Genomic DNA, 22,140 nt, shown 5'->3' on the forward strand with positions numbered 1-22,140 from the left:
CCTTTCGCTACATGTTACTATCAGTTTAGTCTATTATACCATAAAAAGCATCGGACTTGGGACCTATTTTAAAAAAAAATTTAACTTTTTCGCGATTTTCGTACTTTTTTCTTGACAAATCACAAACTATAGCCATTCCTTGTACTTCTTAATGTAAAATTTCTTCATAACTGTGACACTAAACATATACAAGAAAATAATACAGATTAAGAACAAGAAGTAAGGCAGTCCCAATGGAGCTAAACGAAGGATATGTACTAGAGGTCCATAAGGTAGACTGGTTACAAAAAAGGCAGCAACTAAAGTCATCAAAATCACAAGCCAAGCTGGTCTGCTCTGTACAAAAGGAACTTTTGCTGTACGAAGCATGTGGATCACCATTGTTTGAGACCACATAGATTCAATGAACCATCCTGTTTGGAAAAAGATAATAAACTGAAGGGCTGATTCAGACCCATGAACATAATCATGTCCTGTCATCAATGGAACAATGATAAAGTAAAGGAAGATAAAGGTCAAAATATCAAAGATAGATGAGATAGGCCCCATCCAAACCATAAATCGGGTAATGGATTTTGCTTCCCATGTGTGGGGTTGTTTTAGGAAGTCTTGATCCACATTATCAAACGGCAAAGCCACACAGGATAAATCGTAAACTAAGTTTAGGACAATTAGATGAACAGGAGACATTGGTAGAAATGGCAAGAAGATACTTGCAACTAGAAGGGAGAATATATTCCCAAAGTTTGAACTAACTGTCATCTTAATGTACTTGGTCATGTTGGCGTAGACCTTACGACCTTCAACGATACCAGTTTCAAGAACCATGAGATCCTTATCTAGCAAAATAACATCCGCTGTTTCCTTGGCAATATCGACTGCAGTATCAACGGAAATGCCAACATCTGCCACCTTCATAGATGGAGCATCGTTAATACCATCTCCCATATAACCAACACTATGACCATTTCTTTTTAGCTGTAGAATGATGCGAGCTTTTTGGTCAGGAGACAATTTAGCAAATACTGTTACACTTTCAACCACTTCTGCCAACTGCTCATCTGACATCTGGTCGATATCTACCCCTAAAAGGATGTGTTCAATGTCCAAACCAACTTTCTCACAGATGGCTTGCGTTACTTTTTCATTATCCCCAGTTAAAATCTTAGTCTTAACACCATGTTCAAGTAAAGCCTTGATTGCAGGTGCCGCTGAAGGTTTTGGTGGATCCAAGAAGGCAAGATAACCGGTCAGGATCATATCCTTTTCATCTTTGACTGTATAGCTATAGCCTTCTTGTATATCCGTCTTATAGCCAATCCCTAAGACACGTAGCCCTTGTTTATTTAATTGTCCGACTTCTGCTAAGATTTCTGCACGAATGGCATCCGTCAAAGGAGTTATTTCGCCATGATACTCTACACGAGATGAAATCGTGAGCATTTCTTCTAAGGCTCCCTTGGTCACCATACTGACAGTCCCCTCATCATCTTTTACAATGACGCTCATCCGTCTACGTTCAAAGTCAAAGGGAAGTTCATCAATTTTTTGAAATGTTTGATCTAGATTTTGTAGAAGGCTGTGTTCTTTCGCTTCTTTTTCTGTCCGTTTGATAATAGCTCGGTCCATCAGATTCTTTAAACCTGTTTGGAAATAAGAATTTAGATAAGCTCTACGTAAGACAGTAAGGTCCAAATCTCCATGGATATCCAAAGGATATTCCAACACAATCTCGTCCTGAGTTAAAGTCCCTGTTTTATCTGTGCATAAGATATCGATGGCACCTAAGTCCTGGATGGCGTTGAGTTTTTTAATCACGACCTTTTCTTTAGCCATGATGATAGAACCTTTTGCTAGACTAGCTGTAATGATCATCGGCAACATTTCTGGTGTAAGACCCACACCAACACTAAGGGCAAAGACGCCTGCTTCCAACCAGTCACCGTCTGTCAAACCATTGGCGAAAAATACAATGGGAACCATGACCAGCATTAATCGAATGAGCAACCATGAAACAGTGTTCATTTCACGTTCAAAAGAAGTTGGTTCATCATAGGTATTCAGAGTCTGTTCAATAGCTCCCATCATAGTATGATCACCAACTGCCAAAACCATCGCTTTTGCACTACCAGATATGACATTTGTTCCCATAAAAGCGAGGGATTCAGATTCTAGCAAACTATCCAATGAGGGTTGTTCCACTTTTTCTAAAGCAATTTTTTCGACCGCATCACTTTCTCCAGTCAAACCTGACTGTTGAACAAAAAAGTCGCGTGATTCAAATAAGACGACATCTGCAGGAATCATGTCCCCTGCACTTAATTTCACAATATCTCCTACCACCAAATCATCAATCGGTATTTCTTGCACTTGACCTTCCCGAATAACCGTTGCAGTGTTGACAATCAATTTTGAAAGGTTGGTTGTTGCCCTATCACTTCGCAACTCTTGGACAAAACGGATACCTCCTGAAATCAAAATTAAGACAACAATAATGATAGATGTCGTTGGATCCTCTTGACCAGGTTTGGCAAGCCAGACGTTTGTAACGAGAGAAATGAAGGCAATCACAAGCAAAATAATTGTGAATGGATTGATGATAGACTCGTAAATCTTTTTAATGATTGAATCTTCTTGACCCTTGGTGATAGTATTTTCGCCATAAAGGTCACGGTTTTCTTCAACTCGTTCTTGGCCCAGTCCATCTAGACTTGTATGATAAAAAGCGAGACTATCTTTTAATGATGTTTGAATAGCTGTTGCTAATCTTTCTTTTGTAGTTTTCATTGGTTTCTCCTATCTGTATGAATGGCGATTTCACACACAGGGACCAATCACTTTATGAGGGCAGAACGACACAAATCAGCGATTGGCTGTGTATGTGCGGTTCTGGATGATCGTCAATTTGCATCGTTTGTCTCCTTTCTTTGTTCTAAAACAGCAGAAAGTCCTACCATAAAATGGTAGGACTAAAAACTCATTATCTGTTTTCGTTCAAGCTTTAACTCCATAGGGCAATGAAATGAGCTTAGTCTTGACCTTCGCGACCAGGACTGTTGACCAACGAGTAGTGTCTCCACTGCTTTGCGGTAGTCATCCGTATCCCTATGGTAGCCTCACCTACCGTTTTCGCCTATCAGTATAAACCTTTCAATAGTAAAAGTCAATGATTTATCTCATTTTTCTTAGATAACAATCAATTCCTTTGGAGCAAGGGTCAATAATTCGCAACCTGTATCCGTAATGAGGATATCATCTTCGATCCGCACCCCGTATTTGCCATCCAGATAGATGCCCGGCTCATCGGTCAAGACCATGCCGGCCTTGATTGGCTCTTCTGACTTGCCAAAGTAAGGAATTTCATGGATATCCAGACCAATCCCGTGGCCAATCCCGTGGCTGAAGTAAGGTCCGTAGCCTGCATCGTTGATAATCTGACGCGGAATCCGGTCAAAATCAATACAGCTGAGTCCAGCTTTAGCCGCTTCTATCAGAGCTTGATTGCTACGAAGGACAATATCATAAATTTCCCGCTCTTCATCTGTCACCTGCCCCACATGAACAGTCCGCGTCATATCGCTGACATAGTGATTGTAGTAGCAACCAAAGTCCATGGTCAGGGTTTCACCATTTTGGATGACCTTGTCACTAGCCACACCGTGCGGCATAGCAGAGCGGTAGCCCGAAGCGATGATAAAGTCAAAGGACGCGCCTGAAGCACCTAACTGGCGCATGCGGGCATCCAAAAAGTTCATAACAGCCAGCTCTGTCGTCTGACCAGGCTTAATAAAGTCTAGCACGTCTAGGAAGGCTTGGTCAGAAATCTGGCAGGCCTTGCGAATGGTCGCGATTTCTTGCTCATCCTTGATCATGCGCAGATTTTCGATAAAGCCTGTCATCGGCACCAGCTCATGACCAGCAAACACACTTTCCAGCATCTTGAAGTAAGCATAGGAAATCTCGTCATCAAAGCCAATTTTTCCCAGCTTGTCGTCCGCTATAATTTTAGCAATTTCACCAACCGCATCTCGCGTTTCAACAATATCAAAGCCCTCAACCACGCCCTTGGCAATAAGAGTATAACGAGAATCCGTCAGAAAAATCCGACGCGACTTGCTAATGAAAACTGTCGCCTCTGTCCCGCTGAAACCAGTCAGATAGTAGATATTCTTCAGATTGGTTACTAGGACAGCATCACACTCTGTCTGTTTTAAGGCTACTTCAAATTTTTCAACTCTTGATAACATGAGAAAACCTCCGTAAAATGATTTAATTTATTATAGCAAAAAAATACCGAAAATAATACAATCTATATCGCTAGGATTAGATAAAATTGACATTTGAAAGCGCTTAATGTATAATTTCTGTTAAACAAGAAAGAATGTGGTAACGATATGAATAAAACAGAATTGCTGTTACAAAGACTAGATGAGATTGGTCAGTCTCTAAAAAATTCGAACCAAGCACTAGCTTTGCTGGCGCTTGGTTCTTGCGGAACAGAAAGAGAACGATTGGATCAGTACTCAGATTTAGACTTCTTTGTTATTGTAAAAGATGGCTACAAGCAGACCTATATCCAAGATCTAACCTGGTTAAGTAAGCTAGAACCAATTGCATTTCACTATCAAAATACAGTGGACGGACATAAAGTTCTATTTGAAGATGATATTTTTTGTGAATTTGCTGTCTTTGAAGCTCACGAATTAGTAAACATTCCCTTCTCTGAAGGCAAGATTATCTGGAAGGAGGTCGGTTTTGATGGAACAATCTGCCAGCCACAAAGATTGCCATCAAAAGAAAATAGAGACCGTGAATGGCTGTTGGGAGAAATTTTATGCAATCTATATATAGGACTAGGTCGCTATCAACGAGGCGAAAAATTGGCTGCTTATGATTTCATCCAAAACAGATCCGTCAAGCTTTGGACCGAACTAATCAATTTGGAAAAAACTTCTAAATCTGATTTTATAGATATTTTTAACAGCAACAGAAGATTTGAAAAAGGTTATCCAAATGAGGCCAAACAATTGCCTCACTTCTTGCAAGGTTACGAACGAATTTCTGAATCTGCTCAGGCACTCCTAGAATATCTTGATAAACACTATCCTCTTAACCCATTTATAAAAGAAAAAATTCGTAATCTATTATAAAAAAGACTCTACCTAAAAAAGCAGAGCCTTTTAAATCTTATTTTAACTTTCCTTTCAAATAGTGTCCTGTGTAGCTGGCTTCATTGGCCGCTACTTCTTCTGGAGTTCCTGTTGCGATGATGGTTCCACCACCGACACCGCCCTCAGGTCCCAAATCAATAATATGGTCTGCCGTCTTGATGACATCCAGATTGTGCTCGATAACGAGGACTGTATTGCCATCGTCGACAAAGCGAGCTAAAACCTTGAGCAAGCGAGCGATGTCCTCAGTATGAAGTCCTGTCGTTGGCTCATCCAGAATGTAGAAAGATTTTCCTGTCGAGCGTTTGTGGAGTTCGCTAGCCAATTTCATACGCTGGGCTTCTCCTCCAGAAAGCGTGGTAGCTGGTTGACCTAGTGTTACATAGCCCAGCCCCACATCCTTGATGGTCTGAAGTTTGCGTTGAATCTTGGGAATGTGTTGGAAAAATTCGACTGCGTCATTAACCGTCATGTCCAAAACCTGCGAGATATTCTTTTCCTTGTAGTGAACTTCTAAGGTTTCACTGTTGTAGCGAGTCCCATGGCAGACTTCACAAGCCACGTAAACATCTGGCAAGAAGTGCATCTCAATCTTGATAATCCCGTCACCTGAGCAGGCTTCACAACGACCACCCTTGACGTTGAAACTGAAACGGCCCTTCTTGTAGCCTCGAATCTTGGCCTCATTTGTCTGGGCAAAGAGGTCACGAATATCGTCAAAGACACCTGTATAGGTAGCTGGATTGGACCTCGGCGTCCGTCCGATTGGACTCTGGTCAATATCAATCAGACGATCGACATGCTCAATCCCCGTAATCGTTTTAAACTTACCAGGTTTGTCTGAATTGCGGTTTAGCTTCTGCGCAATGGCTTTTTTGAGAATACTGTTAATCAAAGTCGATTTCCCTGAGCCGGATACCCCCGTCACAGCGATAAATTTTCCTAATGGGAAGCGGGCAGTAACATTTTGTAGGTTATTTTCACGCGCTCCTGTCACCTCGATAAAGCGGCCATTTCCTACACGGCGCTCGTCTGGTACTGGAATGGCACGTTTACCTGACAAGTACTGACCTGTGATAGACTTGCTGTTGCGAGCTACCTGCTTAGGCGTACCTGCAGCGACAATCTCCCCACCAAAAACACCTGCACCAGGACCAACGTCAATCAGATAATCTGCCTCACGCATAGTATCTTCGTCATGTTCCACCACGATAAGGGTATTACCCAAATCACGCATTTTTTTCAGACTGGCAATGAGACGGTCATTGTCCCTCTGGTGAAGTCCAATCGACGGCTCATCCAGGATATAGAGGACTCCTGAGAGGTTGGAACCAATCTGGGTAGCCAAGCGAATACGCTGGCTCTCTCCACCTGAAAGGGTCCCTGCCGAACGAGATAGGGTCAGATAATTGAGTCCAACGTTATTGAGGAAGGTCAAGCGGTCCTTGATTTCCTTGAGAATGGGGCGGGCGATGATGGCTTCGTTTTCAGAAAGGGTCAACTGACTGACTAATTCCAAGTGGTCTGCGATAGACAGGTCTGAAATCTCTCCAATATGTGGCCCTTGCTCACCGCCAACACGAACAGACAAGGCCTGGTCGTTAAGACGATAGCCATGACAAGTTCCGCAGGTCAGTTCATTCATATAGAGACGCATCTGGGTGCGAGTATAGTCACTATTCGTCTCGTGGTAGCGACGTTTGATATTACCAATAACTCCCTCAAAAGGAATGTCAATATCCCGCACACCACCAAATTCATTCTCATAGTGGAAATGGAATTCCTTGCCATCTGAACCATAGAGAATCAAGTCCTTATCCTCTTCTGACAGGTCCTCAAAAGGCGTGTCCATATCCACACCAAAGGCTGTCATGGCCTGCTCTAACATGTTTGGATAGTAGTTTGATGAGATAGGATTCCAAGGTGCTAGCGCCCCCTCACGTAGCGTTTTGCTGGAATCTGGCACCACTAGGTCGATATCCACCTCCAGCTTGATTCCCAAACCATCACACTCACTACAAGAACCAAAAGGAGCATTGAAGGAGAAGAGGCGAGGCTCTAACTCTGGTACGGTAAAACCACAAACTGGACAGGCATAGTGCTCAGAGAAGAGTAACTCAGAATCGTCCATAGTATCAATAATGACATAACCTTCTGCGATACGAAGGGCAGCCTCAATGGAATCAAAGAGACGGCTACGGATACCCTCCTTGATGACAATACGATCAACCACGACATCAATATTGTGTTGCTTGCTCTTGGATAGCTCTGGTACTTCGGTCACATCATAGACCTCCCCATCCACTCGGACGCGGACATAACCATCTTTCTGAATCTTTTCAATGACACTCTTATGTTGCCCTTTTTTCTTACGAATGACAGGGGCCAAGATTTGTAAGCGTTGGCGTTCAGGCAACTCCAAGACCTGATCGACGATTTGCTCCACAGAAGAAGCTTTGATAGCCCCGTGTCCGTTGATACAGTAAGGCGTCCCCACACGTGCGTAGAGGAGACGCAGATAGTCATTGATTTCAGTCGTTGTCCCGACGGTCGAACGAGGATTTTTACTGGTCGTTTTTTGGTCGATGGAAATAGCTGGGCTGAGGCCATCAATGGCATCTACATCTGGTTTTTCCATGTTGCCCAAGAACTGACGAGCATAGGCTGATAGACTCTCTACATAGCGACGTTGCCCCTCCGCATAGAGGGTATCGAAGGCTAGGCTGGATTTTCCAGATCCTGACAAGCCCGTTACGACGACCAGCTTGTCTCTTGGAATCTCCACATCGATATTTTTTAAGTTATGGGCACGAGCCCCATGAATGACAATTTTATCTTGCATCTTTGTTCTTTCTAGTCCATTATTGCTTTCCATTATACCAAAAAATGTGAAATTCTATTACCCAAAAAGCTGTTTTTATAGTATAATAGTACGGTGCAAAAAATGAATCACTGAATAGTAGGAAAGGATAGGGGATATGAAACAAGTTTTTCTCTCAACAACAACTGAATTTAAAGAGATCGACACGCTTGAACCGGGTACTTGGATCAACCTCGTCAATCCTACACAAAATGAATCACTGGAAATCGCCAACGCCTTTGATATCGACATCGCCGATCTCCGGGCACCGCTCGACGCGGAAGAAATGTCTCGTGTAACCATCGAAGATGCGTACACTCTAATTATCGTGGACGTCCCCGTCACCGAAGAAAGAAACAATCGCACCTACTACGTAACGATTCCGCTGGGGATTATCATCACAGAAGAGACCATTATCACTACCTGCTTAGAGCCACTGCCTGTACTAGATATCTTTATCAACCGCAGGCTTCGAAACTTCTATACCTTCATGCGCTCTCGCTTTATCTTTCAGCTCCTTTATCGTAATGCAGAGCTTTATCTAACTGCCCTTCGTTCAATTGATCGCAAAAGCGAGCAAATTGAAAGTCAGCTCCACGAATCCACTCGTAACGAGGAATTGATTGAACTCATGGAGTTGGAAAAGACCATCGTCTATTTCAAGGCCTCACTTAAAACAAACGAGCGCGTGATTAAAAAACTGACCAGTGCAACTAGTAATATTAAGAAATACCTAGAGGATGAGGATATTCTTGAAGATACTCTAATCGAAACGCAACAGGCCATCGAGATGGCAGATATCTATGGAAACGTCCTTCATTCTATGACAGAGACCTTTGCCTCTATCATTTCCAACAACCAGAACAACATCATGAAGACTTTGGCACTTGTGACCATTGTCATGTCGATTCCGACCATGATTTTCTCAGCCTACGGGATGAACTTCAAGGATAATGAAATCCCTCTAAACGGCGAGCCTCACGCCTTCTGGTTAATCGTCTTTATCGCCTTTGCTATGAGTGTCTCGCTCACTCTCTATCTCATCCATAAAAAATGGTTCTAAGAGGAATCCCTATGTCTCAGATTGATTTACAAAAACTAACCAAGAAAAACCAAGAGTTTATCCACATCGCTACCCAACAATTTATCAAAGATGGCAAAACAGATACTGAAATCAAGGCTGTCTTTGAGGAAGTTATTCCTAAAATCCTTGAAGAACAAGCCAAAGGAACGACAGCTCGTTCCCTATACGGCGCTCCAACTCACTGGGCTCACAGCTTCACTGTCAAGGAGCAATATGAAAAAGAGCATCCAAAAGAAAATGACGATCCAAAACTCATGATTATGGACTCAGCCCTTTTTATCACCAGTCTCTTTGCATTGGTTAGCGCTCTAACTACGTTCTTCTCTAGAGATCAGGCTATTGGCTATGGGTTGATTACCCTCTTGTTGGTTGGTCTTGTTGGGGGAGTTGCCTTTTACTTTATGTACTACTTTGTCTACCGCTATTATGGACCCGATATGGAGCGTAGCCAGCGTCCTCCTTTCTGGAAATCTGTGCTCGTTATCCTGGCTTCTATGGTCCTTTGGTTAGCCGTTTTCTTTGGAACTAGCTTCCTACCAGCCAACCTAAATCCAGTCCTTGCTCCATTGCCTTTGGCTATCCTAGGGGCTGCCCTTCTCGCCCTTCACTTCTATCTCAAGAAACGTTTCAACATCCGAAGTGCAAGCGCGGGCCCATCACGTTATTAAGAAAAGTGAAAAGCTATGGCATATAGTCAATCCTTAGCTCAGCAGATTCGAAAAATTCTAGCACTCAAACTTCCTCCCCAAATTTTCGAAGAAGAGTTAGAAGAAAAGAAACTATTTGGTGGTCTTGCCTTTATGATTCGTGGGAAAATGGTCCTTACAGTCAGTTCCAGAAAGGACGAGCTGGTTATGGTGAGAATTGGCAAAGAAATGGAAAAGCAAGTTCTACCCCGAACAGGAGCTCATACCACATTGATGAGAGGGCGACCTTATCATGGCTATATAGACCTAGATATCGAAGGTCAAAAAGAACTTCCTTACTGGATTGATTTAGCTCTCTCCTATAATCAAGAGTTGACCAAGTAACGCATATCTAGTGAGATTAGAAAAACGAAAAGCAACTGCTCAGGCGGTTGCTTTTTACTACTTTCTTGATTTAAAAGCATTCTTCTGACATTCGCCATAGCTTTCTCCTATCTTTTTTGATAAAATAGGCTCAATCTATTTCTAGGAGGATGAGATATGGTTTCTACTATTGGTATTGTTAGTTTGTCTAGCGGTGTTATCGGAGAGGATTTTGTCAAACACGAAGTGGAATTGGGTATCCAACGCCTCAAGGATTTGGGACTCAATCCTGTCTTTTTGCCCCATTCGCTAAAGGGCTTGGACTTTATCAAGGATCATCCTGAGGCGCGTGCAGAGGATTTGATGCAGGCCTTTTCAGACGATAGCATTGACATGATCCTATGCGCCATTGGTGGGGACGATACCTATCGCTTGCTACCTTATCTTTTTGAAAACGACCAGCTTCAAAAAGTTATCAAACAAAAGATTTTTCTTGGCTTCTCAGATACAACCATGAATCATCTCATGTTGCATAAACTAGGGGTCAAGACTTTTTATGGGCAATCCTTTCTAGCAGACATTTGTGAATTAGACAAGAAGATGTTGCCCTATAGTCTCCACTACTTTAAAGAATTGATCGAGACGGGAAGAATCTCAGAAATCCGCCCTAGCGACGTTTGGTATGAGGAACGAACTGACTTTAGTCCCAAGGCCCTAGGAACAGCTCGTATCAGTCATGCAAATACTGGTTTTGACTTGTTACAAGGAAATGCTCAGTTTGAGGGAGAAATTCTCGGTGGTTGCCTTGAGTCTCTCTATGATAACTTTGACAATTCTCTATACGCAGACAGCACGGAGCTCTGCCAAAAGTACAAACTTTTTCCTGACTTATCCGACTGGCAAGGAAAGATTCTCTTGTTAGAAACAAGCGAAGAAAAGCCTGAGCCGGAAAACTTCAAAAAGATGGTACAGGCTTTGAAAGAAACTGGGGTATTTGAGGTCATCAGTGAACTCTTGGTCGGAAAACCTATGGATGAAACTTTCTATGACGACTATAAAGAGGCACTATTGGACATTATTGACAGCAATATCCCGATTGTCTATAATCTGAATGTCGGCCATGCGACACCAAGAGCCATTGTTCCCTTTTGCATCCATGCTTATGTGGATGCAAAAGAACAAGTCATTCGCTTTGACTATAACAAAAAATAGACAGTTTCTCTATTTTTGTGCTTTTGTATTGGTTTTCGTTACAATTTGTGTCTGAATTTATTGCATTTCGCTAATTTCTATGATATCTTTTTGAAGGAGGTATATATGACTAAACAAAAAATAAATCAAATTGTCGGTTCAATCGGGGCCTTTATCGGAATTATTGTATTTATCGCCTACATCCCACAAATTTTTGCCAATTTACAAGGCAACAAAGCTCAACCATTCCAGCCTTTATCCGCAGCAGTATCTTGTTTAATTTGGGTTATTTACGGATGGACAAAAGAACCTAAGAAGGATTGGATACTAATTATTCCAAACTCAGCTGGCGTTGTCTTAGGTGGACTGACATTTCTTACTGCACTATAAAAATTACTAGCATATAATCAAAAAGCTGAGATAAATCTCTCAGCTTTTTTCTATATTCTCAGATAATTAGACGCCTGCACTCACTAATTTCCGTTTTTCCACTCACAATCATTCTCATGGTCATCAACCAGACCTGCCGCCTGTAGAAAAGCCAAAACTGCGACTGGACCTGTAAACTTGAAGCCTTGTTTTTTGAGATCTTGAGATAACTTTTCAGACAAGACTGTTTTAGCAGGTGCTAGGTGATAGTCAGGAACATCATTGATGATGGTTTGCCCATCAACAAAAGACCAGAGATAGGCGTCAAAAGAGCCATAGGTTTTCTGGACTTGTAAAAATGCTTGGGCGTTGGCACGCGTCGCAAAGAGCTTAGCACGATTTCGGATGATGGCTGGATTCTCTAACAAGGCTTCCAACTCCCCATCTGTCATCTCTGCAACACGTTGGGCTTGGTAGTGGTGAAATACTTCTCGGAATCCTTGGCGTTTGTTTAGTACCGTTTCCCAAGACAGACCAGCCTGATAAGTCTCCATACAGAGCAGTTCAAAAAGAGCGCGGTCGTCATGAAGGGGTTTGCCCCACTCCTGATCGTGGTAGGCGATGTAGAGCGGATTGGTCATCTTGACCCACGAACAACGTTTTGGCATATTATTCTCCTATTTGACCAACATCTTAAGAGCTGACTTGATATAGTTCTCAGCTGTATCTGTCGTTCCTTCAAAGAATTTCTTGATTTTCTTGAGTTCGGTTGCCTTGTAGCCCAATGCCAACATGGCTTCCATAGCTTCTTCCAGTTCTTGGTTTTCAATGCTGGTTTGCACTGCGACCTTGGCAGGAAGGTCATCACTAGCCACAACTACCTTGCCTTCCAAGTCTAGCACCATCTGCTGGGCTGTTTTCTTACCAATTTTAGGGAACTTGGTCAAGTAGGTGATGTTCTTGGTCTCAATCGCCTGAACCAAGCCAGCATTGTCATCGGCAGCGATAATAGCAAGAGCTGATACAGGACCAATCCCAGAGACCGAGATCAGACTAAGAAAGAGCTTCTTCTCGTCTTCTGAGTGGAAACCGTAAAGCAGATGGGCGTCCTCACGAACAACTTGATGCACATAAATTTGAGTTTCTTGATTGACCTGATCTGAGTAAGCATAGGGATTGGCTACATGCAAGATATAACCGATACCATTCGCCTCTAGGACAATGTATTTAGCAGTGATTTTAGTAATGATTCCTTTTAGATATTCGTACATAGTTTTTCTCCATTATTTTGCCTATCTAGTATATCATATTTCCCCAAGACAGACTGCAACAAAAGGTGCAACCTCTGGTTGACAAATAGTACAGGAGATTGTATTCTCATTATAAGTAAAAATTGTTAGGATAGAGGTAGAAAAAGGAGGATAGAATGATGAAACTCGCAGAAAAACTATTTGAACTCCGAAAGGAAAAAGGTTGGTCACAGGAAAAGCTAGCTGAACAAATCAATGTTTCTCGGCAAAGCATCTCCAAATGGGAGTCTGGACAAGTCCTTCCTGAAATCGAAAAAATCATTGAATTAAGCAAGATTTTTCAAGTGACAACTGACTATCTACTACTGGATGAAAACTCTGAAAAAGGTTCCTCAGAAGTGATCTTGGAGGAAAACAAGGACAAATACTATAAAGAGGTTAAATCCTTTGGTATCTGGCAAGTGATTTATATTTTCGTCTTGGCTCTGGCTATCTATCTCTTTTTAGCTGGTTCGAGTTTCCCAGCCGAATTCACCGCCTGGATTTGGCTGACCTTCGTTCTCTTGATTGCTTCAGCTATTGCTATCAACAAGACTCTCAAAACCAAACAACGTTATCTTGATAAAGTGATTGGTCTTGAGAATCCTTCTGACAAAGACGACTCTACAAAAACTTGAATCACCTAGTTCAGTTTTCACAACACTTTTTATAGAACTGGTCTTGTCAAGCAAGTGTAAACCTCGTGTCAACTTGCCCAAATCCAATCAAAGTTCCCACCTTAGAAAAACTAAAAAGCCTTGTTCAAAGGGAACAAAGGCTTTTTGTGTTCTTAATATTTCCCCAACTCTCGAAGGCTGGTATGATTTTCCTGAATACGTCGGAACATCTTTTCCATATCCGACTTGGTGAAATGCACCAAAACAGGGCGTCCATGCGGACAGTTATAGGGATTGCCACATTGAGAAAGCTGATAAAGGAGCTGTCTGGCTGAGTAGTCATCGATACGATGGTTGGCCTTGATTGACCGCTTGCAGGACATCATGATAGCCAGCTCTGCTCGGTATTTCTTGATAGAAACTTCCTTGGTCAAGAGGAGCATGTCACACATCTCATAGATACCAGATTCGATTTCCTCTTCGGCCATCCAAATAGGATGTTCACGCAGGATAAATTGATTTTCTCCATACTCTGCTAGAAAGACGCCCACTTCCTCCAAAAGTGCCATTCTTTCCTTAAGACGAAGAGCATCATCCGCAGGAAATTCAAAGATATAGGGCACTAGGAGTTGCTGCTGGCTCTGATCAACATTACCAATGCTTTCACGATACTCCTCGTACTTAACCCGCTCCTGAGCTGCATGTTGGTCTATGATGTAGAGTCCATCTCGACCTTGGGCAAAGAGATAGGTCCCGTGCATTTGCCCGAAAAACTCTAGTTCTGGGAAACTAGATGACTCCTCTCGCTCCAGCTTATCATAAGCCTTATCGAGACTAGCAAGGTCTAGCTCTGGATGGTCTAGTTGGTCATAACTGACAGGCTTTCTCTCTGCAAAATGGAGTTTTGCAGGCTTGGTCAACTGGTCCAAGGTTTCCTTGGCAAACAGGGTCAAATCCTGCCCATCCTCAGTTAATTCAACCTGATGATCAGCTACCTCAGCTTGAGTCGTTCTTGTTACTTCTGTTTGTTCATAGTAGAGCGTATTTTCTTTGAGTGGGAGAATGGTTTGCTCTACCTTTTCATGATTACGCACGGTAGATTTGGCAAGATTTTCCAAGGCATCAGGTATCAAGGTCTGTTCCTTAAGACTCTTTGCAATAGCTTCTGAAACCAGCGCCATCAGCTCTCTTTCCTTAGAAATCCGTACCTCTTGCTTGGTTGGATGAACATTGACATCAGCCAGATAAGGATCGATATGGATGTGAATGACAGCCAGTGGAAAACGACCCACCATAAGCTTACTGCCATAACCGTCCAAAATAGCACGGTTGAGCAGGAAGTTTTTGATATAACGGCCATTGATAAAGAGACTGATATAGTTGCGGTTGGCTCGAGTCAACTCAGGCAAGGACACAAAACCTGAAATTTCGAAATCTAAATCAGAGTTTTCAATAGCAATCATCTTTTTAGCACTGGCTAAACCGTAAATCCCCGCGATAGCTTGGCGCAATTGACCTGTTCCCACTGTTCGTGTCATTTCCTTGCCATCACTAATCAAGCTGAAAGAAATCTCAGGATGGGCCAAGCCCAGGCGGTTGACAATATCGATGATATGAGACAACTCCGCTTGCTGGCTCTTCATATACTTGAGACGGGCTGGCGTGTTGAAAAAGAGGTCCTCTACACAAACCTTGGTCCCCACAGGGCTAGTCGCTGGTATGATTTCTTCGACTTCTCCTCCACGAGCCACTAGCTTGGTCCCATGACTTGCACCTTCCACCGCTGTCAACAAAGTTAAGACACTGACGGATGCGATAGAGGGCAGGGCTTCACCACGAAAACCGAGCGTCCGAATTCGAAAGAGGTCTGCTTGATTTTTTATCTTACTAGTCGCATGACGACGCAGGGCCAATTCCACCTCATCGTGGGCAATTCCATGACCATTATCTGTGATTTGAATCTTCTTAAGACCAGATTCCTCAATCTCAATGATAATCTGACTTGAACCCGCGTCAATGGCATTTTCTACCAACTCTTTGACCACACTGGCAGGACGTTCAATGACCTCTCCTGCCGCGATCTGGTTTGCCAGCACCTCTGGCAATTCAATAATATGAGACATCTTTCAGCCCCTTTCTGTATCTATTTTCCTAGAAATTGATTATATTATACCATATTTCAGATGCTACCAGAAAAAGCAAATACCACATAGACTCCAAATCTCTCCACATAGTCAAAAGCTCTTGCCATGGTTCGTAAAATAGTGTTTAATAAAGGTGTACAGGAAGTGATCACAACCTTGTATAACTGAAAAGGAGGGAAATTTATGAAAGTAGAACTACAGATTAAGGAGACTTATGAGGAGGAAAAGCTGATTGTCCAAACTCCTCAGCCGACCGAAAAAGTCCAGAAAGTCATCGAGTTCGTAGAAAATCTTGACCAAAAAGAAACAATCAAAGGAAAGATTGATGATCAGGTCTATCTAGTTAAGATTGGTAAGATTCAACGCTTCTATATCGAGAATCGGAAGGTTCTTGCAGAAACTGCATCTCATACCTACACTATTGATTTGCGTCTCTATCAAGTTCTTGACATTCTGCCGACCACTTTTATCCAAATTTCCCAATCAGAAATCATCAATATCGACTCGATCTCTCGTCTCAAGCTAACCTCTAACGGTCTGGTTGAAATCTTTCTCAAAAACGAAAGCTTCACCTACTCATCTCGCCGTTACCTAAAAACCATCAAGGAGAAATTAGAACTATGAAAAAACAAATCTTTCACGATGCAGCCGCTGGTGTTCTCATCGGGCTCATCCTCTCTATCATCTTTTCACTCATTTATGCCCCAAATACCTACGCCCCACTGAGTTCCGATTCTCTGATCGGCCAAGTGATGGTGCAACATCAGGTTCACGGTGCCCTCGTCTTGCTCTACTGTATGGTCATCTGGTCAGCTATCGGCGTTCTCTTTAGCTTTGGCGGTCGCTTATTCAGCCGTGACTGGAGCTTGCTCCGTGCAACGCTTTCCCATTTCTTCCTCATGCTAGCTGGCTTTGTCCCACTGGCAACTCTGGCTGGTTGGTTCCCCTTCCACTGGACCTTCTATCTCCAGCTCATTCCGGAGTTTGCGATCGTCTACCTCATCATCTGGACTATTCTCTATAAAAGAGAAGCTAAAAAAGTGGACCACATCAATCAACTCTTGAACCATAAACAATAATAGAGAAAAACCCACTCACAAATGCATGAGTGGGATTCTTTTTATAACTTTTGTTTGAACTCTACTAAGACATTCATAGCCTGCATAGGTGTCATATTGTACACATCCAGTTTAGCTAATTCTGCTAGGATAGGATGGTCTTCAGGCGTATCAAAGAGAGAAATCTGTTCCGTGACAGCACTTGTTTCTCTCATCGGAGCAGGACTTTCCGTCCCTTGACTCTCCAGTTGAGTCAATATCTTATCCGCTCTTGCTAAAAGTTCTGCTGGTAAACCAGCAATCTTAGCAACATGGATACCGTAGGATTTGTCAGCTGGTCCTGGTTCGATCTTGTGAAGGAAGGTGACCTGCCCATCCTGCTCCAAGGTTGCCACATGGACATTGACCAAGTGTTCCAAGCTAGACTCTAGGCTAGTCAACTCATGGTAGTGGGTAGCAAAGAGGGTTTTGGCTCCGATATGTTCATGGATGTATTCGATGATGGACTGAGCAAGAGCCATCCCGTCATAGGTCGCAGTTCCTCGCCCCAATTCATCAAAGAGAATGAGAGAGTTCTTGGTCGCATGTGAAATGGCATTGTTGGCCTCCATCATCTCCACCATAAAGGTTGATTGACCTGAAACCAGGTCATCTGCCGCTCCGATACGGGTAAAGATCGCATCAAAAATCGGCAAATAGGCACTCTCAGCAGGAACATAAGAACCCATCTGGGCCATAACCGCCGTCATAGCTAGCTGGCGCATGTAGGTAGACTTCCCGCTCATGTTGGGCCCCGTAATCAGTTGAATGCTGGTATCTTCTGACATCTGGATACTGTTTGGAATGTAGGTCTGCGCTCCCATAACCTTTTCGACGACCGCATGGCGTCCTTTCTGGATAGCGATTTGTGAATCCTCACCAAACTCAGGTCGAATCAAATGCTGGGTTTCAGCCACCACTGCCAGACTTTGCAAGACATCAACCGTCGCAATTCCTTGGGCTAAAGACTGCAAACGCTGGATGTACTTGCTGACTTCCTCACGGATACGCATAAAGATTTCATACTCTAGGTTGGCTGACTTTTCACGCGCCTCCAACATATCTCCCTCGATACGCGCTAATTCCTCGGTACCGAAGCGTTCCGAATTTTTCAGCGTCGCCTTGCGGAAAAAGTGGGCAGGCACATTTCCCAGTTGCGAATTGGTCACATGGAAATAGTAGCCGTCCTTTTTATTGTAGTCAATCTTAAGCGTGCTGATGCCCGAGTTTTCTCTTTCCTTAGCCTCTATCTCTGCAATCCAGCTGGTCCCTTCTCTGAGCACTCGGCGGTATTTATCCAAGGTCTCATCAAATCCCGTCCGAATAATGCCACCTTCCGTAATCACGTGAGGAGCTTCGGGGGCAATGGCTGCGCTAATCAAGCTCTCCAACTCTGGAATGGCATCTAGCTGTGCGATGAGATAGGCCAGAGCAGGCTGCTCCATTCCCTCTAAAATCGCACGAATCCGTGGCACACTAGATAAGGTAGTCGCCAATTGCAAGAGATCCTTGGGGTTGGTCTTGCCAAAAGAAACCCGACTAGCCAAGCGTTCGATATCATAAACACCCTTGAGGCTGTCCGTTAAATCACTACGCTCAAAGAAGTGATCAAGAAAGACCTGCACCACCTCTTGACGTTGGACGATTCGCTCCTTATCAATCAAGGGACGATGGATCCAAGAACGCAAGAGCCGCATGCCCATAGCCGTTTTGGTTTCATCCAGAAGCCAGAAAAGACTCCCCTGCTTCTTGCCTGAACGAGCATTCTCAACCAAATCCAGACTAGCCTTGGTCGCATAATCCATCTGCAAGAAATCTTTGATTTCATAACGGATAACTGGTTTGAGGTGGTTCAATTCCCGCATCTGGGTCCGATGAACATACTGAAGCAACTTACTAGCTGCCGCTTGCTCCACAGTTGCTAAACGTGAATCCAGTAAATGGATATCCTCAAAACCTTCCTTTTCATAGGAAAGCACCAGATTCATCTGGCGACTGAGGATTTGCTCTTCTTCGTCTGACAAGTCATAACCCAGCACGATTTCTCGAGCCTTGAGATTACGGATTTCCCCACAAACAAGGGTAAAATCTAATAGACCCGTCACATAAAAATCACCTGTCACTAGATCCATATAAGCTAGTCCAAATTGATTTCCATCACGATCTAAGGCAACCAAGAAATTATTCTGACTATCGGGCTTACTGCTATCAACTACTGTACCAGGTGTGATGACCTGAACCACCTCTCGCTTGACAACCCCAACTGCTTGTTTAGGATCTTCCATCTGCTCAGCTATGGCCACCTTATAGCCCTGCTCGATCAATACGTCGATATACTGCTGGGCAGAATGATAGGGGACACCCGCCATGGGTATCGGATTTTCTGCATTTTTATTACGACTGGTCAGTGAAATCTCTAAAATCTGCGCCGCATTGACCGCATCTTCGTAAAACAGCTCATAAAAATCACCCATCCGAAAGAGCAAAAAAGCATCTGGATATTGCTTTTTAATATCCACATACTGCTGCATACCAGGTGATAGTTTTTCTGTCGTCATATTAGCTCTCTCCTTGTCAAAAATAAGGCTTGGGAACAAGTCCCAAAACCCTATTCATCCTTCATCAAATCTAGCAAACGCTCTTCCATGAGCTTGGCAACATGCTGGTCTCGACAAATAACCAGTAAGGTATTGGCTCCCGCAACTGTTCCTAAAATCGCCTCGTCCTTATTTTCATCAACAATATTTGCTAAGACAGCTGCTTCTCCCAACTTGGTATGAAGTACCAAAGTAAACTCTGCTCTCGCAACCCCTTCTAGATGATGCGACAAAAACTCTACCAAATCAATCTTTTCTGTTTCATTCGCTAGCACATAATATACCATACCATTTTTCTTAACCTTGATCAAGCCGATCTCGCGCAGGTCGCGAGACAAGGTCGTTTGCGTCACAAAGACATTCCGAACTTCTAGGCGATCTTGGATATCCTTTTGTGTAGCTAGTTTTTCCTCAGTGATCATCTTTTTAATCAACTGGTGTCGTTCTTTTTTTCTCATATCAACCTCTTACATGAATATTTATAACCGATTTCGGGTTTATTTTTAGATATAATTATACCAAAAAAACTGAATAATTCAAAAAAATCTTTCTTCTTTCACTAAATTTATGATAAAATAGAATAAAAGTCCAAAAGGAGCCTACTTATGAGTACAAAAAAACTGATTGCTAGTGAATTGGCTAGCGTCATCGATAGCCTAGATCAAGAGGCTATTTTAAATTTACTAGAACAACCAAAAAACTCTGACATGGGAGATATCGCTTTTCCTGCTTTCTCACTTGCAAAAGTCGAACGCAAAGCCCCTCAAATGATTGCTGCTGAAATCGCTGAAAAAATCAACAGCCAAGCCTTTGAAAAAGTTGTTGCAACTGGCCCTTACGTCAACTTCTTCCTTGATAAATCTGCCATTTCTGGAGCCGTTATCAAAGAGATCATCGAAAAAGGATCTGACTACGCTCAACAAACGGAAGGCAAAGAGCAAAATATCACGATTGACCTATCAAGTCCAAACATCGCAAAACCTTTCTCAGTAGGTCACTTACGTTCAACTGTTATCGGAGATGCTCTTTCTAATATCTTTAAGAAAATGGGCTACAACACTATTAAAATCAACCACCTTGGAGACTGGGGTAAACAGTTTGGTCTTCTCATGGTTGCTTATAAAAAATGGGGAAGTAAGGAAGCCGTAGAAGCTAATCCGATTGACGAATTGTTGAAATTGTACGTTCGCATCAATGCTGAAATCGAAAATGACCCAGCTCTTGATGATGAAGGACGTCTCTGGTTTAAAAAATTGGAAGATGGCGATCCAGAAGCAACTCAACTTTGGCAGTGGTTCCGTGATGAAAGTTTGGTTGAGTTCAACCGCATTTACAAACTGTTGAACGTTGAATTTGACAGTTTGAACGGTGAAGCCTTCTACAACGATAAGATGGATGAGGCCGTGCAAATCCTTGAAGAAAAAGGTTTGCTAGAAGAATCACGCGGAGCTAGCATTGTTAACCTTGATGATGTTGAACTTCCACCTGCTATGATTAAGAAATCTGACGGTGCAACCCTCTACATCACACGTGACATCGCGACAGCTATCTACCGTGCTCGTACTTACAACTTTGTTAAAAATGTCTACGCAGTTGGTCAAGAACAATCCAACCACTTTAAACAGTTGAAAGCTGTCTTGAAGAAAATGGGATTTGCTTGGAGTGACGATATGGTTCACGTTGACTTTGGTCTTGTAACCAAGAATCGCCAAAAGCTCTCTACTCGTAAAGGAAACATCATCCTGCTTGAACCAACTCTCCAAGAAGCCATCACTCGTGCCAAAGCTCAAATCGAAGCGAAAAATCCTGACCTCGAAAACAAGGATCAAATCGCTCAAGCTGTTGGGGTTGGAGCTGTCAAATTCTACGATCTGAAGACTGACCGTCGAAATGGTTATGACTTTGATTTGGAAGCAATGGTTTCCTTTGAAGGTGAGACTGGTCCATATATCCAATACGCTTACGCACGTATTCAGTCTCTACTTAGAAAAGCAGACTTCCAACCAAATGCTCAAGCAAATTACAGTCTAAATGATGCTGAAAGCTGGGAAATCATCAAACTTCTCCAAGACTTTGCCCGTGTCATCAAACGCGCATCTGTTAACTATGATCCATCGCTCATTGCCAAGTATGCAATCAGCTTGGCTCAAGCCTTCAATAAATACTATGCCCACACTCGTATCTTGGATGAAAGTCCAGAGCGTGACAGCCGTCTAGCCCTCAGCTACGCAACAGCTGTTGTTCTCAAAGAAGCCCTTCGTTTGCTTGGAGTAGAAGCACCAGAGAAGATGTAAATCGCCAAAGTTACTTGATTGCAAAGCAATCTAAGTAACTAACGCCAAATCCTATACGGATTTTGGCTTGGCGCTTCACTAGTAAAGAAACATAAATAAGATCGATTTATGTTTCTTTACGTCGTAACTATATGGAGAATTACCTAAACACTTCACTAATGCATCCCAACAAATAATAGCGATTGGTTTAGACGCATCGCAATCACTCAATTGACTTAATCATAAAATAATCTAAGTAACTATCGTTAAATCCTACTCGGTCCTTGGCTTGGCGCTTCACTAGTCTTCATTTCAACCGGACGGACTTTTCAGTTAAAGATCAAGACCGTCTTGTTTTATCTGTCAGATACCTGTTCCGCCAGTCTAATCACTTAGTTGAAAAGCGAAAATTTCTTTCGCTTTTCTTATGCCTTTAAT

At 42.9% G+C, this 22,140-nt stretch carries 18 protein-coding genes and 1 riboswitch; of the genes, 10 read left to right on the forward strand and 8 right to left on the reverse strand.

Annotated elements, in window-relative coordinates; genetic code table 11:
- Positions 1 to 126: 126 nt before the first annotated feature.
- Together mgtA and FGK98_RS09145 are read right to left on the reverse strand one after the other, a co-directional pair.
- A complete protein-coding gene (gene mgtA, locus FGK98_RS09140) occupies positions 127 to 2,787 on the reverse strand; it encodes a magnesium-translocating P-type ATPase (protein WP_138100896.1) in 2,661 nt (886 codons plus the stop codon).
- A 191-nt stretch (positions 2,788 to 2,978) separates the two neighbouring features.
- Positions 2,979 to 3,132: riboswitch (M-box (ykoK) riboswitch) on the reverse strand.
- A 53-nt stretch (positions 3,133 to 3,185) separates the two neighbouring features.
- Positions 3,186 to 4,247 (reverse strand): M24 family metallopeptidase, encoded by a 1,062-nt coding sequence (locus FGK98_RS09145; RefSeq protein WP_138100897.1) that lies wholly within the window; start codon positions 4,245 to 4,247, stop codon positions 3,186 to 3,188.
- 147 nt (positions 4,248 to 4,394) lie between these two features.
- Here FGK98_RS09145 and FGK98_RS09150 point away from each other — a divergent pair, with 147 nt between their 5' ends.
- Entirely contained in the window at positions 4,395 to 5,150 is a 756-nt protein-coding gene (locus tag FGK98_RS09150; protein WP_138100898.1) for a hypothetical protein, read from the forward strand.
- 37 nt (positions 5,151 to 5,187) lie between these two features.
- Here FGK98_RS09150 and uvrA read toward each other — a convergent pair whose 3' ends face one another.
- Complete coding sequence (uvrA, locus tag FGK98_RS09155) at positions 5,188 to 8,013, reverse strand: excinuclease ABC subunit UvrA (RefSeq protein WP_138100899.1); 2,826 nt, start codon at positions 8,011 to 8,013, stop codon at positions 5,188 to 5,190.
- Between the two features lie 136 nt (positions 8,014 to 8,149).
- On the opposite strand from uvrA, the gene FGK98_RS09160 reads away from it, so the two are divergent.
- The 5 genes from FGK98_RS09160 (at position 8,150) to FGK98_RS09180 (ending at position 11,706) form a co-directional block, all read left to right on the forward strand.
- Positions 8,150 to 9,094, forward strand: coding sequence for a magnesium transporter CorA family protein (locus FGK98_RS09160; protein WP_138100900.1), 945 nt, complete (start codon positions 8,150 to 8,152; stop codon positions 9,092 to 9,094).
- Between the two features lie 11 nt (positions 9,095 to 9,105).
- Complete coding sequence (locus FGK98_RS09165) at positions 9,106 to 9,783, forward strand: DUF1129 domain-containing protein (RefSeq protein WP_171011137.1); 678 nt, start codon at positions 9,106 to 9,108, stop codon at positions 9,781 to 9,783.
- Positions 9,784 to 9,798: 15 nt separating this feature from the next.
- Positions 9,799 to 10,146 (forward strand): TfoX/Sxy family protein, encoded by a 348-nt coding sequence (locus FGK98_RS09170; protein ID WP_000331825.1) that lies wholly within the window; start codon positions 9,799 to 9,801, stop codon positions 10,144 to 10,146.
- 156 nt (positions 10,147 to 10,302) lie between these two features.
- Positions 10,303 to 11,337 carry a S66 family peptidase gene (locus FGK98_RS09175; RefSeq protein ID WP_138100902.1) on the forward strand — a complete coding sequence of 345 codons (1,035 nt, stop codon included), beginning with the start codon at positions 10,303 to 10,305 and terminating at the stop codon, positions 11,335 to 11,337.
- Positions 11,338 to 11,442: 105 nt separating this feature from the next.
- Positions 11,443 to 11,706, forward strand: coding sequence for a SemiSWEET family transporter (locus FGK98_RS09180; RefSeq protein WP_000166112.1), 264 nt, complete (start codon positions 11,443 to 11,445; stop codon positions 11,704 to 11,706).
- Positions 11,707 to 11,789: 83 nt separating this feature from the next.
- Here the strand turns inward: FGK98_RS09180 and FGK98_RS09185 are convergent, their stop codons facing one another.
- Positions 11,790 to 12,353, reverse strand: coding sequence for a DNA-3-methyladenine glycosylase I (locus tag FGK98_RS09185; RefSeq protein ID WP_138100903.1), 564 nt, complete (start codon positions 12,351 to 12,353; stop codon positions 11,790 to 11,792).
- A gap of 9 nt (positions 12,354 to 12,362) precedes the next feature.
- Entirely contained in the window at positions 12,363 to 12,956 is a 594-nt protein-coding gene (ruvA, locus tag FGK98_RS09190; RefSeq protein ID WP_138100904.1) for a Holliday junction branch migration protein RuvA, read from the reverse strand.
- Between the two features lie 158 nt (positions 12,957 to 13,114).
- Here ruvA and FGK98_RS09195 point away from each other — a divergent pair, with 158 nt between their 5' ends.
- Positions 13,115 to 13,612 (forward strand): helix-turn-helix domain-containing protein, encoded by a 498-nt coding sequence (locus FGK98_RS09195; RefSeq protein ID WP_138101064.1) that lies wholly within the window; start codon positions 13,115 to 13,117, stop codon positions 13,610 to 13,612.
- A 152-nt stretch (positions 13,613 to 13,764) separates the two neighbouring features.
- Here the strand turns inward: FGK98_RS09195 and mutL are convergent, their stop codons facing one another.
- The gene (gene mutL, locus FGK98_RS09200) at positions 13,765 to 15,714 is read right to left on the reverse strand and encodes a DNA mismatch repair endonuclease MutL (protein ID WP_138100905.1); all 1,950 of its coding nucleotides are present in this window, start codon (positions 15,712 to 15,714) and stop codon (positions 13,765 to 13,767) included.
- Between the two features lie 204 nt (positions 15,715 to 15,918).
- Between mutL and FGK98_RS09205 the strand changes: the two genes are divergently transcribed.
- Positions 15,919 to 16,359, forward strand: coding sequence for a LytTR family DNA-binding domain-containing protein (locus FGK98_RS09205; protein ID WP_138100906.1), 441 nt, complete (start codon positions 15,919 to 15,921; stop codon positions 16,357 to 16,359).
- The gene (locus FGK98_RS09210; protein WP_138100907.1) at positions 16,356 to 16,814 is read left to right on the forward strand and encodes a DUF3021 domain-containing protein; all 459 of its coding nucleotides are present in this window, start codon (positions 16,356 to 16,358) and stop codon (positions 16,812 to 16,814) included. The genes FGK98_RS09205 and FGK98_RS09210 overlap by 4 nt, the downstream gene beginning before the upstream one ends.
- Before the next feature lie 41 nt (positions 16,815 to 16,855).
- Here the strand turns inward: FGK98_RS09210 and mutS are convergent, their stop codons facing one another.
- A complete protein-coding gene (gene mutS / locus FGK98_RS09215) occupies positions 16,856 to 19,390 on the reverse strand; it encodes a DNA mismatch repair protein MutS (protein ID WP_138100908.1) in 2,535 nt (844 codons plus the stop codon).
- Positions 19,391 to 19,440: 50 nt separating this feature from the next.
- Entirely contained in the window at positions 19,441 to 19,887 is a 447-nt protein-coding gene (gene argR / locus FGK98_RS09220; RefSeq protein WP_061418468.1) for an arginine repressor, read from the reverse strand.
- Positions 19,888 to 20,034: 147 nt separating this feature from the next.
- Between argR and argS the strand changes: the two genes are divergently transcribed.
- Positions 20,035 to 21,723: an arginine--tRNA ligase gene (gene argS, locus FGK98_RS09225; RefSeq protein ID WP_138100909.1), complete on the forward strand. Its 1,689-nt coding sequence runs from the start codon at positions 20,035 to 20,037 to the stop codon at positions 21,721 to 21,723.
- Positions 21,724 to 22,140: the final 417 nt, after the last annotated feature.

The organism is Streptococcus australis, from assembly GCF_901543175.1.
In the GTDB taxonomy this organism is placed as follows: domain Bacteria; phylum Bacillota; class Bacilli; order Lactobacillales; family Streptococcaceae; genus Streptococcus; species Streptococcus australis_A.

Excerpts from the sequence above, each read along its gene's own strand:
- mgtA (WP_138100896.1), bottom strand. The coding sequence starts at position 2,787 with ATGAAAACTACAAAAGAAAGATTAGCAACAGCTATTCAAACATCATTA.
- FGK98_RS09145 (WP_138100897.1), bottom strand. The coding sequence starts at position 4,247 with ATGTTATCAAGAGTTGAAAAATTTGAAGTAGCCTTAAAACAGACAGAG.
- FGK98_RS09150 (WP_138100898.1), top strand. The coding sequence starts at position 4,395 with ATGAATAAAACAGAATTGCTGTTACAAAGACTAGATGAGATTGGTCAG.
- uvrA (WP_138100899.1), bottom strand. The coding sequence starts at position 8,013 with ATGCAAGATAAAATTGTCATTCATGGGGCTCGTGCCCATAACTTAAAA.
- FGK98_RS09160 (WP_138100900.1), top strand. The coding sequence starts at position 8,150 with ATGAAACAAGTTTTTCTCTCAACAACAACTGAATTTAAAGAGATCGAC.
- FGK98_RS09165 (WP_171011137.1), top strand. The coding sequence starts at position 9,106 with ATGTCTCAGATTGATTTACAAAAACTAACCAAGAAAAACCAAGAGTTT.
- FGK98_RS09170 (WP_000331825.1), top strand. The coding sequence starts at position 9,799 with ATGGCATATAGTCAATCCTTAGCTCAGCAGATTCGAAAAATTCTAGCA.
- FGK98_RS09175 (WP_138100902.1), top strand. The coding sequence starts at position 10,303 with ATGGTTTCTACTATTGGTATTGTTAGTTTGTCTAGCGGTGTTATCGGA.
- FGK98_RS09180 (WP_000166112.1), top strand. The coding sequence starts at position 11,443 with ATGACTAAACAAAAAATAAATCAAATTGTCGGTTCAATCGGGGCCTTT.
- FGK98_RS09185 (WP_138100903.1), bottom strand. The coding sequence starts at position 12,353 with ATGCCAAAACGTTGTTCGTGGGTCAAGATGACCAATCCGCTCTACATC.
- ruvA (WP_138100904.1), bottom strand. The coding sequence starts at position 12,956 with ATGTACGAATATCTAAAAGGAATCATTACTAAAATCACTGCTAAATAC.
- FGK98_RS09195 (WP_138101064.1), top strand. The coding sequence starts at position 13,115 with ATGAAACTCGCAGAAAAACTATTTGAACTCCGAAAGGAAAAAGGTTGG.
- mutL (WP_138100905.1), bottom strand. The coding sequence starts at position 15,714 with ATGTCTCATATTATTGAATTGCCAGAGGTGCTGGCAAACCAGATCGCG.
- FGK98_RS09205 (WP_138100906.1), top strand. The coding sequence starts at position 15,919 with ATGAAAGTAGAACTACAGATTAAGGAGACTTATGAGGAGGAAAAGCTG.
- FGK98_RS09210 (WP_138100907.1), top strand. The coding sequence starts at position 16,356 with ATGAAAAAACAAATCTTTCACGATGCAGCCGCTGGTGTTCTCATCGGG.
- mutS (WP_138100908.1), bottom strand. The coding sequence starts at position 19,390 with ATGACGACAGAAAAACTATCACCTGGTATGCAGCAGTATGTGGATATT.
- argR (WP_061418468.1), bottom strand. The coding sequence starts at position 19,887 with ATGAGAAAAAAAGAACGACACCAGTTGATTAAAAAGATGATCACTGAG.
- argS (WP_138100909.1), top strand. The coding sequence starts at position 20,035 with ATGAGTACAAAAAAACTGATTGCTAGTGAATTGGCTAGCGTCATCGAT.